This is a genomic window from Streptomyces sp. NPDC107522 (genome assembly GCF_055657525.1).
The window spans coordinates 587,051-599,558 of the sequence record NZ_JBVKAU010000001.1 but is presented as its reverse complement, the minus strand read 5'-3'; the positions used below and the strand labels follow the sequence as shown (position 1 = coordinate 599,558).

General features: G+C 70.2%; 13 protein-coding genes. 4 read left to right on the top strand and 9 right to left on the bottom strand.

Annotation, left to right across the window (positions count from 1 at the left end; all coding sequences use genetic code 11):
* Nucleotides 1-25 precede the first annotated feature (25 nt).
* The 7 genes from ACZ7L6_RS02585 to ACZ7L6_RS02555 form a co-directional block, all read right to left on the bottom strand.
* Nucleotides 26-805 (bottom strand): ABC transporter ATP-binding protein, encoded by a 780-nt coding sequence (locus ACZ7L6_RS02585; RefSeq protein WP_471920100.1) that lies wholly within the window; start codon nt 803-805, stop codon nt 26-28.
* Nucleotides 798-1,727, bottom strand: a complete 930-nt coding sequence (locus tag ACZ7L6_RS02580; RefSeq protein ID WP_471920099.1) for an ABC transporter permease — start codon at nt 1,725-1,727, stop codon at nt 798-800. The genes ACZ7L6_RS02585 and ACZ7L6_RS02580 overlap by 8 nt, the downstream gene beginning before the upstream one ends.
* A 96-nt stretch (nt 1,728-1,823) precedes the next feature.
* Complete coding sequence (locus ACZ7L6_RS02575) at nt 1,824-2,720, bottom strand: glycosyltransferase family 2 protein (protein WP_471920098.1); 897 nt, start codon at nt 2,718-2,720, stop codon at nt 1,824-1,826.
* Between the two features lie 5 nt (nt 2,721-2,725).
* On the bottom strand, nt 2,726-3,505 hold the full coding sequence (locus ACZ7L6_RS02570) for a CDP-alcohol phosphatidyltransferase family protein (protein WP_471920097.1): 780 nt from the start codon (nt 3,503-3,505) through the stop codon (nt 2,726-2,728).
* A complete protein-coding gene (locus ACZ7L6_RS02565; protein ID WP_471920096.1) occupies nt 3,483-4,544 on the bottom strand; it encodes an iron-containing alcohol dehydrogenase family protein in 1,062 nt (353 codons plus the stop codon). Before ACZ7L6_RS02565 ends, ACZ7L6_RS02570 begins: the two co-directional genes overlap by 23 nt.
* Nucleotides 4,532-5,284 (bottom strand): phosphocholine cytidylyltransferase family protein, encoded by a 753-nt coding sequence (locus tag ACZ7L6_RS02560; RefSeq protein ID WP_471920095.1) that lies wholly within the window; start codon nt 5,282-5,284, stop codon nt 4,532-4,534. Before ACZ7L6_RS02560 ends, ACZ7L6_RS02565 begins: the two co-directional genes overlap by 13 nt.
* Complete coding sequence (locus tag ACZ7L6_RS02555) at nt 5,281-7,080, bottom strand: DUF5941 domain-containing protein (protein WP_471920094.1); 1,800 nt, start codon at nt 7,078-7,080, stop codon at nt 5,281-5,283. Before ACZ7L6_RS02555 ends, ACZ7L6_RS02560 begins: the two co-directional genes overlap by 4 nt.
* Before the next feature lie 282 nt (nt 7,081-7,362).
* Between ACZ7L6_RS02555 and galE the strand changes: the two genes are divergently transcribed.
* From galE to idi, 3 genes are all read left to right on the top strand, one after another.
* Nucleotides 7,363-8,334, top strand: coding sequence for a UDP-glucose 4-epimerase GalE (galE, locus tag ACZ7L6_RS02550; RefSeq protein ID WP_471920093.1), 972 nt, complete (start codon nt 7,363-7,365; stop codon nt 8,332-8,334).
* Nucleotides 8,335-8,490: 156 nt separating this feature from the next.
* Entirely contained in the window at nt 8,491-9,432 is a 942-nt protein-coding gene (locus ACZ7L6_RS02545; protein WP_471920092.1) for a cation diffusion facilitator family transporter, read from the top strand.
* Nucleotides 9,433-9,620: 188 nt separating this feature from the next.
* On the top strand, nt 9,621-10,214 hold the full coding sequence (gene idi / locus ACZ7L6_RS02540) for an isopentenyl-diphosphate Delta-isomerase (protein WP_471920091.1): 594 nt from the start codon (nt 9,621-9,623) through the stop codon (nt 10,212-10,214).
* Nucleotides 10,215-10,232: 18 nt separating this feature from the next.
* On the opposite strand, the gene ACZ7L6_RS02535 is transcribed toward idi, so the two are convergent.
* Nucleotides 10,233-10,742: an ATP-binding protein gene (locus ACZ7L6_RS02535; protein ID WP_471920595.1), complete on the bottom strand. Its 510-nt coding sequence runs from the start codon at nt 10,740-10,742 to the stop codon at nt 10,233-10,235.
* Nucleotides 10,743-11,018: 276 nt separating this feature from the next.
* On the opposite strand from ACZ7L6_RS02535, the gene ACZ7L6_RS02530 reads away from it, so the two are divergent.
* Entirely contained in the window at nt 11,019-11,774 is a 756-nt protein-coding gene (locus tag ACZ7L6_RS02530) for an enoyl-CoA hydratase/isomerase family protein (RefSeq protein WP_471920090.1), read from the top strand.
* Here the strand turns inward: ACZ7L6_RS02530 and ACZ7L6_RS02525 are convergent.
* The gene (locus tag ACZ7L6_RS02525) at nt 11,746-12,396 is read right to left on the bottom strand and encodes a DJ-1/PfpI family protein (RefSeq protein ID WP_471920089.1); all 651 of its coding nucleotides are present in this window, start codon (nt 12,394-12,396) and stop codon (nt 11,746-11,748) included. The genes ACZ7L6_RS02530 and ACZ7L6_RS02525 overlap by 29 nt on opposite strands.
* Nucleotides 12,397-12,508 lie beyond the last annotated feature (112 nt).

The window sequence follows — 12,508 nt, the reverse complement described above, 5'->3', positions numbered from 1 at the left end:
GCCGTACGGCCCATGGCCGGGTGGACTACTTGCCCGTGAACTTCTCGTACTCCTTGAGGACCTCGTCCGTCGGTCCGTCCATGCGCAGCTCGCCGCGTTCCAGCCACAGGACGCGGTTGCAGGTGTCGCGGATCGACTTGTTGTTGTGGCTGACGAGAAACACGGTGCCGGCTTCCTTGCGCAGCTCGCGGATCCGGTCCTCGGAGCGCTTCTGGAACTTGCGGTCGCCGGTCGCCAGCGCCTCGTCGATCATGAGGACGTCGTGGTCCTTGGCGGCGGCGATGGAGAAGCGCAGCCGGGCCGCCATGCCCGAGGAGTACGTACGCATCGGCAGGGTGATGAAGTCGCCCTTCTCGTTGATGCCGGAGAAGTCGACGATCTGCTGGTAGCGCTCCTTGATCTCCTCGCGGGACATCCCCATGGCGAGGCCGCCCAATATGACGTTGCGCTCGCCGGTCAGGTCGTTCATCAGGGCCGCGTTCACACCGAGCAGCGAGGGCTGGCCGTCGGTGTAGACCTTGCCCTTCTCCGCCGGGAGCAGGCCGGCGATGGCGCGCAGCAGGGTCGACTTGCCGGAGCCGTTGGAGCCGATCAGGCCGATGGCCTCGCCGCGGTAGGCGACGAAGGAGACGCCGCGCACGGCGTGCACCTTGCGTACGCCGCGTTCCTCGCCGCGCTTGAGGATGCGGCTGAGGGCCGCGGTGGCGCTGCCCTTGCCGGTCTTGGCGCCGTTGACGCGGTAGACGATGTGCAGCTCGTCGGCGATGACGGTGGGGATGCGGGCATCCGTCTTCTGCTCAGCCACGGCCGTACCTCTCCTCCGCCTTCCAGAAGTACACGAAGCCGCCCACGGCGAACAGCACGGCCCAGCCGAGCGCGGCCGCCCAGACGTGGTGGGGGAGGTTCTCACGGCCGTAGCCGTCGATGAGGGCGAAGCGCATCAGGTCCATGTAGATGGCGGCCGGGTTCCACTGCAGGACGGTGGAGATCCAGTCCGGCTTGTCCGCCAGCATGATCGGGATGGAGAACATCACGCCGGACGCGTACATCCACGTACGCATCACGAAGGGCATCAGCTGGGCCAGGTCCGGGGTCTTGGCGCCCGCACGGGCCATGATCAGCGCGAGGCCGGTGTTGAAGAGGAACTGCAGCACCAGCACCGGCACGATCAGCAGCCAGGACATCCTCGGGTAGCTGCCGAAGCCGACCGCCACGACGAACAGCACGATCATCGAGAACAGCAGCTGCTGGAGCTGCTGCAGCGCGAAGGAGATCGGCAGCGAGGCGCGCGGGAAGTGCAGCGCCCGGACCAGGCCGAGGTTGCCGGAGATCGCGCGTACGCCCGCCATCACCGAGCTCTGGGTGAAGGTGAACACGAACACGCCGGTGACGAGGAACGGGATGTAGACCTCGCGCTCCATGCCACGGTTGGCCTTGAGGATCAGGCCGAAGATGAAGAAGTACACGGCCGCGTTCAGCAGCGGCGTCGCCACCTGCCACAGTTGGCCGAGCTTCGCCTGGCTGTACTGGGCGGTCAGCTTCGCCCGCGAGAACGCGAGGATGAAGTGCCGCCGGTCCCAGAGCTGACGGACGTACTCGAACAGCGAGGGCCGGGCGCCGCTCACGGACAGCCCGTACTTGGCGGCCAGCTGGGCCGCCGTGAGTCCCTCGTCGGGCGACGGAGGCGCGCTCACCGCGACACCGCCGTCGTGCGTTGTCTCACTCACCAGTTGAAACTTTCGTCTTCGAGATGCGCAGCGTGTGCGGGCCTGGCATGTACCTGGGGCCAGGGTGCGGCCCGGTCACTCTCAGGGTCGAGCTTGTCAGATGACAGGAGGTCGGCCCAGTCGAGTCAGCCGCCACACCGTACGCCACTTCATGGGCCTGCGGGGACCGCACGGGGTGGTCCAGCCTTCCCTGAATCCGCCGAACCATGCCTTCAGGGCGGGGCGGGACGGGCGCCGGAGGAGGGTGAGCAGCATCCACACGCCCAGATAGACCGGGACGAGGAGGGCGGGGAGGTTGCGGCGGGCGAGCCAGACGCGGTTGCGGGCGACCATGCGGTGGTAGACCGCGTGCCGCGAGGGAGCGGTCGTCGGGTGGTACAGCACCATGTCGGACCGGTAGTCGATCATCCAGCCCGCGTCGAGGGCCCGCCATGCCAGGTCGGTTTCCTCATGGGCGTAGAAAAATTCGTCCGGCAGCCCGCCGACTTCGGCGAAGACCTGGGTGCGGACGGCGTTCGCGCCGCCGAGGAAGGTGGTGACCCGGGAGGAGCGCATCGGGTCGGAGGCGCGCAGCCGGGGGACGTGGCGGCGCTGGGTGACGCCGGTGTCCGGGTCGGCGATGCGGAAGCTGATGATGCCGAGCTTCGGGTCGGCCGCGAAGGCCTGCCGGCACAGCTCGGCGGTGTCGTGGTGGGCGAGGAGGCCGTCGTCGTCGAGGAAGAGCAATATGTCGACATCGCGACCGCTGGGGCCGAAGGCCTCGATGCCGACGTTGCGGCCGCCGGGGATACCGAGGTTCTCGGGCAGCTCGATGGTGCGGACGCCTTCGGGGACGTCCGGGACCGGTGAGCCGTTGCCGACCACGACGACCTCGACCGGGTCGCCGTCCTGCTTGGCGACCGAGTCGAGCAGGGCCCGCAGCTCGTCGGGGCGGTTGCCCATGGTGATGATGACCGCGCCGACCTTCGGCGCGGATGCCGGTGCAGAGTCCATGCCGCTCACTTCAGCCTGCTCGAGGCGAGGATGGACACCAGGTGCAGCAGGGTCTGCAGCAGCGCGATGCCGGCCAGCACCGCGACGCCGAGCCGGGAGAAGAAGAGGTCGCCGCGGACCTGGTCGACGATCGCCAGGGCCAGGATCAGCAGGGACGCCTCGATGCCGAGGACCAGACGGTGGAACTTGAGCGCGGCGGCGGCCTTGCGGGCCAGCGCCATGCCGGAGGAGCGCATCTCGGACGCGGCCTCCTTGACCGGGGGCTTCCCGGCCTGGTGGCGGGCGACACCGACGAGGTCGGTCTCCGCCTTGATCAGGATCGCACCGAGCGCGGCGAGGGTGCCGAGGAACGCCCACAGCCAGTCGATACGGCCGCTGCCCCACAGGTCGGCGGCGCGCAGGCCGAAGCCGACGAGCACCGCGGCATCGGTGAGGTAGGCGCCGACGCGGTCCAGGTAGACGCCGTTCAGTGAGTACTGCTTCTTCCAGCGGGCGATCTCGCCGTCGACGCAGTCCAGGAGCAGGTACATCTGGACGCACACCACGCCGAGCACGGCGCCCGGGATCCCCGGCACGACGAGTGCCGGGGCCGCGAGCACGCCGAAGACGGTCATCAGGTACGTGAGCTGGTTGGGCGTGACCCTGGTGTTCACCAGGTAGCGGTCGACCCGCAGGGACACCTCGCGCATGTAGAGGCGTCCCATCCAGTGCTCACCGCTGCGCCTGTCCTTCACCCCCGCGGGGTGAACGACGGGGCGGAGTTCAGCTACCGATGGCCTTGACATAGTCGGCGTAGATGTCCTTGATCTGGTCGGTTGTCAGGTCGAGGTGTTCGAGGATCGTGTAGCGGCCGGGCCGGGTCTGGGGAGCGAACTCCACGGCGCGGACGAACTCGTCGTCCGTGAAGCCGATCTCCTCCGGCAGCACCGGCAGCCCGTGCCGACGCAGCACCTCGGCCATGTAGGCCGACTCCTCGTGGGCTCCGCGCAGGTACATCGCGAAGGCCGCGCCCAGTCCGCACTGCTCGCCGTGGGCGGCGGCGCGCTTGGGGAACAGCAGGTCGAAGGCGTGGTTGATCTCGTGGCACGCGCCGGAGGAGGGGCGGGAGTCGCCCGACACCGACATGGCGATACCGGTGAGCACCAGCGCCTCGGCCAGGACCTGCAGGAAGCCGTCGTCGCCGATGCCACCCGGGTGCCTCAGCACCGCCTCGCCCGCCTGGCGGGCCATGGCGGCGGCGAGGCCGTCGATCTTCTCGCCGTTGACGCGGTTGGAGAGCTCCCAGTCCGCGACCGCCGAGATGTTGGAGATGGCGTCGCCGATGCCGGAGCGCACGAAGCGGACGGGGGCCTCGCGGATCACGTTGAGGTCGATGACGACCGCGATCGGGTTCGGCACTCCGTACGAGCCGCGGCCCGCGTCGTTGTCGAGGGTGGCGACCGGCGAGCACAGACCGTCGTGCGCGAGGTTGGTGGCGACGGCGACCAGCGGAAGGCCGACGCGTGCCGCCGCGAACTTGGCACAGTCGATGATCTTGCCGCCGCCGAGCCCGACGACCGCGTCGTAGTGGCCGGCCTTTATGTCGCTCGCCAGCCGGACCGCGTCGTCGATAGTGCCGCCGCCGACCTCGTACCAGGTCGCCCCCGGCAACGTCGGTTCGAGCCGCGCGCGCAGCCGCGCACCCGAGCCGCCGCTCACCGCGATGGCGAGCTTGCCGGAGTGCGAGATGCGCTCGTCGGCGAGCACACAGGCCAGGTCGTCGAGGGCACCCGGGCGGATGTCCACGACGACCGGCGAGGGAATCAGCCGGGTCAGTACTGGCACGCGATCTCCCGTCCGCGGGCGAGATCGTCGTGGTTGTCGATCTCCACCCACTTGACGTCGCCGATCGGCGCCACGTCGATACGGAAGCCGCGGTTCACGAGCTCCTGGTAGCCGTGCTCGTAGAACTGCTGCGGGTCCGTCTCCCAGACGGTCTTCAGGGCGTCGGCCAGCTCGGGGGCGGCGTCGCCCTCGATGAGGGTGACGCCGATGTACTCGCCGGTGGCCTCGGCGGGGTCCATCAGCTTGGTGATCTTCGTCATGCCCTTCTCGGGGTCGACGACGACCTTCATCTCCTCGTCGGCCAGGTGCTTGACCGTGTCCAGGGCGAGGATGATCTTCTTGCCGTCGCCGCGGGCGGCGAGCAGCGTCTTCTCGACGGAGACCGGGTGGACGGTGTCGCCGTTGGCGAGGATCACACCGCCCTTGAGGGCGTCACGGCCGCACCACAGGGAGTAGGCGTTGTTCCACTCCTCGGCCTTGTCGTTGTCGATGAGGGTGAGCTTGAGGCCGTACTTCTGCTCCAGGGCCTCCTTGCGCGCGTACACGGCTTCCTTGCGGTAGCCGACGATGATCGCGACCTCGGTCAGGCCGATCTCGGCGAAGTTGCCGAGGGTGAGGTCGAGAACCGTGGGTTCGCCTTCTATGCCCGCGGGTCCCACCGGCACCAGAGCCTTGGGAAGGCTGTCGGTGTAGGGACGCAGACGCCGTCCGGCGCCGGCCGCCAGCACGAGGCCGATCATGCGGGTTCTCCTTCATCGTGTACGGCGGGTGCGCCGCCCAAGTGAGCGGTCACCCAGAAGCGGATGCTCTCGACGAGCACCACCAGGGCCACGGCCACGGCGAGGGCCGTGAGCGCGACCGTGAACTGCGAGGCGGAGAGCACCGCGGCGAGGACGGTGACGAGCAGCGTCCGTCCTTCGTGCCCCCCGATGGCGCGCACCAGCCAGGCCGGGGGCGCTCCGGCGTTGCCGCGGATGCGGTACACCGTGTCGTAGTGATGGTAGGCGACGGCCGCCACCAGGCCGAAAGCTGCAGGAAGGGCTCCGTTCACGTCCGCTTTGGCCGCCAGGACCAGAACGGTGCAGTACTCGGCTGCCCGGAAGAACGGGGGGATCAACCAGTCGAGGGCCCCCTTGAGGGGGTGCGCGGTGGCTTCGGCCGACAGCAGGACGTAGAGCCCGGCGAGCAGGACCACCTGCCAGGCGGGACCCCAGAGCCAGGCCGCCAGCACCACGGCGACCGCACCGGCGGCGGCGCTGAGCGGCGCCGTCATGCGGACCGGGCCCGGCAGGAAGCGCACGATCAGTTCGGCCAGGGGCCCGCTGTCCGCGAGGTCCGCGAGCGCCTTCGCCGCCCGGTCCGTGCGCTGCGCCTTCCGGGTCAGCGACCGCAGCACCCGCCCCGCCGTCGTGTACGTCGCCGCGAACGCGCACCCGATGAGCAGCGCATAGAAGGTGATCCGAGGAGTCGTGACCGCCGTCAGCACCGCGATCATCGCCCAGCGCTCACCGATCGGCAGCACGATCATGCGCCTCACCCACACCGTCCAGCCGACGCTGTCGAGCTTGTCGGAGAGGGCGGCGGTGGGGCTGGTGTTGGCGGTGGCGTCGTGGTTGGCCTCGTTGAAGGAGAAGTCGACGACGTGCCGGCAGGTCTGCAGGACCATCGCGCCCAACGCCAGGGCCCAGACGTCGTCGCCGCCCCGTGCGGCTCCCAGCGCGAGGCCTGCGTAGTAGGCGTACTCCTTGGCCCGGTCGAAGGTGGCGTCCAGCCAGGCGCCGAGCGTGGAGTACTGCAGGGAGTAGCGGGCGAGCTGGCCGTCGGTGCAGTCCAGGACGAAGGACGCGATCAGCAGGACGCCGGCCGCGATGAAGCCGCCCCGGGTGCCGGTGGCCGCGCAGCCCGCCGCGATGAGCGCGGTGAGCAGGGAGGCGGTGGTGACCTGGTTGGGGGTCAGACCCCGGCGGGCACACCAGCGGGCGATGTAACGGGAGTACGGACTGATGAAGAAGGTCGTGAAGAAGCCGTCGCGGGACTTCACGGCCGACTTCAGGCGTACGGCCTCGTCGTCGACGGCGGCGACGGCCTGCCGTGCCTCGTTGCGGGCCTGCGGGTCGGCCGGGACGGCGGCGACCAGGCTGCCGAGCTCGGGGCGGTGGACGTCGGTGCCGTCGGCGTCGAGCGCGGTGACGATGCGGTCGGCGAGGCTGTCCACCAGCGTCGTGCCGGCACCGGCCGAGTGCTCCCTGGCCATCGCGCGGGTCAGGGCCTGACGGCCGGCCCGCTGGGCGGTCACGGCACCCGGGATCGCGGCGAGCGGGAAGCGGGGGTCGGTGAGGCCGAGGCGCAGCGCGTGCAGGTGGCCGACGAAGCGGGCGTCGACCAGGGCGACCCGCTGGTCGCCGGGCACCTGGGCGAGGAGCGTCTCGGCGTCGGCCGGGTCGGCGGCGACCCGCACGTCGTAACCGAGGGACCGCAGATCGCCCTCGATCGACGATCCGGGGACCGGCTGACCGGTGAGGATGGCGGTCGACAAAACCGAACTCACTCCCTGGGTGCCGGCGTGTGAAGCGCCGGTCATGTGCACGTGTGGGGGCGCCCGTTGCCTGGGGCGCGGGCGGCATGTCGGCAGAGGCTATCGGATGGTTGAAGGCCAGCGTTCACCACCCGTTTGACGGAGCGATCAACGTGGTTTGCCCAGAGCTTTGCCGCGATCATCATCGGGGATCCCGGGCGCTGCCCACAAACCCGCACTCCCAGAGCCGGGCATCGGGGACATTGCGTCCACCCGAGGCCCCTCGGCATAGGGTGGGCGACCATGACATGGCTGATCACAGGCGGAGCCGGCTACATCGGGGCACATGTGGCGCGGGCCATGACCGACGCCGGGGAGCGGGTCCTCGTACTGGACGACCTCTCGGCCGGCGTGCCCGCGCGGCTCCCGGCGGACGTCCCGCTCGTCGAGGGCTCGTCGCTGGACGGTGGCCTGCTGAAGCGGGTGCTGGCCGAGCACGCGGTGACGGGTGTGGTGCACCTCGCCGCGCGCAAGCAGGTCGGCGAGTCCGTGGCACAGCCGACGCGCTACTACCGGGAGAACGTGGGTGGTCTGGCCACGCTCCTGGAGGCGGTCGCGGAGGCCGGGATCAAGCGCTTCCTGTTCTCGTCGTCCGCCGCCGTCTACGGCAACCCGGATGTGGACCTCATCACGGAGGACACCGCGTGCGCGCCGGTGAACCCTTATGGCGAGACCAAGCTCGCCGGGGAGTGGCTGGTGCGGGCGGCGGGGCAGGCGCACGGAATCTCCACCGTCTGTCTGCGGTATTTCAACGTCGCCGGGGCGGCGGCGCCCGAGCTGGCCGACACGGGCGTCTTCAACATCGTCCCGATGGTCTTCGACCGGCTCACCCGCGACGAGGCCCCGCGGATCTTCGGCGACGACTATCCGACGCCGGACGGCACCTGTATCCGCGACTACATCCATGTCGCGGACCTCGCCGAGGCGCACCTGGCGGCGGCGCGGCGCCTGACCGCGGCGGACTCGAGCGGTGATCTGACGGTCAACATCGGTCGCGGCGAGGGCGTCTCCGTCCGCGAGCTGATCACGGTCATCGGCGAGGTCACCGGCGACCGGCGTCCCGCCGTCGTCGAGGCGCGGCGCCCCGGGGACGCCCCGCGCGCGGTCGCCTCGGCCGCGCTGGCCGCCGAGGAGCTCGGCTGGACGGCTCGGCGCGGGGTACCCGAGATGGTCGAGTCGGCATGGCAGGGGTGGCGGCTGCACCACGGCGGCTGATCATGCGCACAGCCCTGACCTGCGGATCGTTTCCGCAGGTCAGGGCACATGACAACGGTGTTCACTGCCGCGTTGCCCGATACCCCCCACCCGTAGTTCACTGTGCTCCCGGACCGACATTCCGATCGTCTACGGACCGCAGAAGGGCGGCTTTTCATGGGGGCTGGGCACGATCACGGGCACACGCACTCGCATGCGCCCACGACCGGTACGGCGGCGGCCGCCTACCGCGGGAGACTGCGCGTGGCGCTGTCGATCACGCTCGGCGTCATGGTGGTCGAGATCGTCGGTGGTCTGGTCGCCGACTCGCTCGCCCTGATCGCGGACGCGGCGCACATGGCCACGGACGCGCTGGGCCTGGGCATGGCGCTGCTCGCCATCCACTTCGCCGGCCGTCCGCCTAGCGACAGGCGCACCTTCGGCTATGCCCGCGCGGAGATCCTCGCCGCCCTCGCCAACTGCCTGCTCCTGCTCGTCGTCGGCGGCTACGTGCTGTACGAGGCGATCGGGCGGTTCCTCACGCCCGCGGACACCGAGGGCGGCCTCATGATCGTGTTCGGTGCGATCGGCCTGGTCGCCAACATGATCTCGCTGAGCCTGCTGATGCGGGGCCAGAAGGAGAGCCTGAACGTGCGCGGCGCCTTCCTGGAGGTGGCCGCGGACGCGCTGGGCTCGCTCGCGGTGCTGATCTCGGCGGCGGTGATCCTGGCCACCGGCTGGCAGACCGCCGACCCGATCGCCTCGCTGGTCATCGGCCTGATGATCGTGCCGCGCACCTTCAAGCTGCTGCGCGAGACGCTGGACGTGCTGCTGGAGTCCGCCCCCAAGGATGTCGACATCGCGGAGGTGCGGGCCCACATACTCGCCCTGGACGGTGTCGAGGACGTCCACGACCTGCACGCCTGGACGATCACGTCCGGCATGCCGGTGCTGTCGGCGCACGTGGTGGTGCGCTCGGACGTCCTGAGCGCGATCGGCCACGAGAAGATGCTGCACGAGCTCCAGGGGTGCCTGGGCCACCACTTCGACGTGGAGCACTGCACCTTCCAGCTGGAGCCGGGCGGGCACGCCGAGCACGAGGCCCGGCTCTGCCACTGAAACAACCGTACGGTCCGACAAAACGCCAGTACGGACGGAATGCAGCGATCCGGTGGTCGGTTGCGTCCTCACCCTCACATCGCCCCCGCGGACGGTTCCGTGCCCGCCGCGCCGGGCACGATCAACTGCCGGGAGTGCCGGATTCGTACGGCACACTTGGGGCGCGAAGACCGATGTGAAGGATGGGTATGCCGATCACACCTGCCACCGCGACGCACAGTCCGTCGAACGGCGCCGCAGACGCGATTTTGCTGGAACTGGTCGACGAGAACGGTGTGACGATCGGCACCGCGGAGAAGCTCGCCGCCCACCAGCCGCCCGGGCAGCTGCACCGCGCCTTCTCCGTGTTCCTCTTCGACGAGCACGGCCGCCTGCTGCTCCAGCAGCGAGCGCTCGGCAAGTACCACTCCCCCGGCGTGTGGTCCAACACCTGCTGCGGTCACCCCTACCCCGGCGAGGCGCCCTTCGCCGCCGCCGCCCGGCGCACGCACGAGGAGCTCGGCGTCTCCCCGTCGCTGCTCGCCGAGGCGGGCACCGTCCGCTACAACCACCCGGACCCGGAGTCGGGCCTGGTGGAGCAGGAGTACAACCACCTCTTCGTCGGCCTGGTGCAGTCCCCGCTGCGGCCGGACCCGGAGGAGGTCGGCGCGACGGCCTTCGTGACCTCCGCCGAGCTGGCGGAGCGGCACGCGAAGGACACCTTCTCGTCCTGGTTCATGACCGTGCTCGACGCCGCCCGCCCCGCGATCAGGGAACTGACAGGCCCGTCGGCCGGCTGGTGACGCGCCCTCGGGCAACCCCTAGGGCACGTGCACGGGTTTGAGCGGGACGGCGGCCCAGATCACCTTGCCGCCGCTCGCCGTGTGTTCGACGTCGCACACGCCGCCCGCCTCCCGCGTCACCTCACGCACCAGGAGCAGACCGCGGCCGCCTGTCTGACCGTGGTCAGCCTCCAGGGCTGTCGGACGGTACGGGTGGTTGTCCTCCACGGACACCCGTAGCCACTCGGCGCCGACGGCGACCTCCACGGCGAGCATCGGCGACAGCAGCGCCGCGTGCCTGACGGCGTTCGTGACCAGCTCCGAAACGATCAGCAACACTCCCTGAACCAGGTCGTCCGAGGCCGGCACGCCCTGGCGGTACAGCAGGTCCCGTACGGCGTGCCGGGCCTGCGGGACCGAGGCTTCGACGGCAGGAGCGGTGAACCGCCACACGCCCTCGTACGGCAGGGGATTCGGCGGCTGCTGACCGAGGGGCTCGTCCGCGCCGCCTGCTGGGCGTGGGCCGGACCCGCGCCCGTGGTTCTCCATCGTCCGGTCGCCACCCTCGCGCTCGATTGTCACCACATGTCGAGTGTTGGTAACGCGCAGGTCCGGGCCGTAGAACTGAACACAAGTCAGCAGGTATCGAGCGTTTCTGATCGTTGGCGTATGACACCGTCAGATGTGGGACCACTCCTGTCCCACTCGTGCCGACTTGGCGAACTATTCGGGTTGTACGGGTTTGGCGGGCATCCCCGCCCTGTGCCCGGCGCCCGGCGGCACTCCCTGATCGGCCGTTCGACGTGGGCGGATAGCATCCCGCGCATGGAGCCCCAGGTACTTCACAGCGTCGCCGACTCGGTCGCCACCGTCGTCATCCACCATCCGGCCAAGCGCAACGCGATGACGGCCGCGATGTGGCGGGCGCTGCCGCCGCTGCTCGAGACGCTGGCCGCCGATCCGGCCGTACGCGCGCTGGTGCTGACCGGTGAGGGCGGGACGTTCTGCGCGGGCGCCGACATCTCCACGCTCCAGGGGTCGCCCCAGGAGGCACAGGAACTGGCCGTGGCGGCCGAGGAGGCGCTGGCCTCCTTCCCCAAGCCGACGGTGGCGGCGGTCCGTGGGCACTGTGTGGGCGGCGGGTCGCAGCTGGCGGCGGCGTGTGACCTGCGGTTCGCCGAGGAGGGGTCGCTGTTCGGGGTGACGCCGGCGAAGCTCGGGATCGTGTATCCGGCCTCCTCCACCCGGCGGTTGGCGTCACTGGTGGGGCCGGCCACCACCAAGTACCTGCTGTACTCGGGCGAGTTGATCGACGCGGAGCGGGCACTGCGCACGGGACTGGTGGACGAGGTGCTGCCGGAGGGCGAACTCGGCAAGCGGGTGGTGGAGTTCACCCGGATCCTGGTGTCCCGTTCACAGCTGACGCAGGCCGCGGCGAAGGAGTTCGCGAACGGCCGCACGGACCGGGACGCGTACTGGAGCGAGCAGGCGCGCGGCAGCGGCGACACCGCGGAGGGAGTCGCCGCGTTCCTCGAGCGCCGTCAGCCGCGGTTCACGTGGTCGGTTCCTGGCCGAGGATGAACCGGCTCATGGACCGGATCAGCTCGACGACGTCCGCGGGCGCCTTCTGCGGGGCTCCGGCGTCGTAGGGCGGCTGCGGGTCGTACTCGATCCCCAGCTGTACGGCCTGAGCGACGAAGTCGCCCGCGATCCGGCCGAGCAGCGCGAGCCCCATGTCGATGCCGGAGGAGACGCCGGCCGCGGTGACGTACTTGCCGTCGGTCACCACCCGCTCCCCCGTCGGCTCGACGCCGAACTTCCTCAGCTCGTCCAGGGCGAGCCAGTGCGAGGTCGCGCGGCGCCCTTCGAGGAGCCCCGCGGCGGCGAGCAGCAGGGAGCCCGTGCACACGGACGTCGTCCAGGTACTGGTGGCGTCGGCGGCGCGGATCCAGTCGAGGAGGACATTGTTCTCCATCTGCGGGGTCTGTCCGGGGCCACCCGGGACGACCAGGACGTCGGGCCTCGGCACCTCGGCGAGGGTCCTGTCGGCGATCAGCGAGAGGTTCCCGCTGTCGGCGCGGACGGGGCCGGTCTCCTCGGCGACGAAGACGACCTCGGAGTCCGGCAGCCGGCCGAGGGTCTCGTACGGTCCGACGGCGTCGAGGGCGGTGAAGCGGTCGTAGAGGACGATCGCGAACTGCATGGTTCCCCCTTGGATCGGGTGCGGGTGGATCAGTGGCAGGTGGTCCGGTTGCGGGCGGATCGGTGGCGGGTGGATCAGTGGCAGGTGGTCCGGTTACGGGTGGATCGGTTGT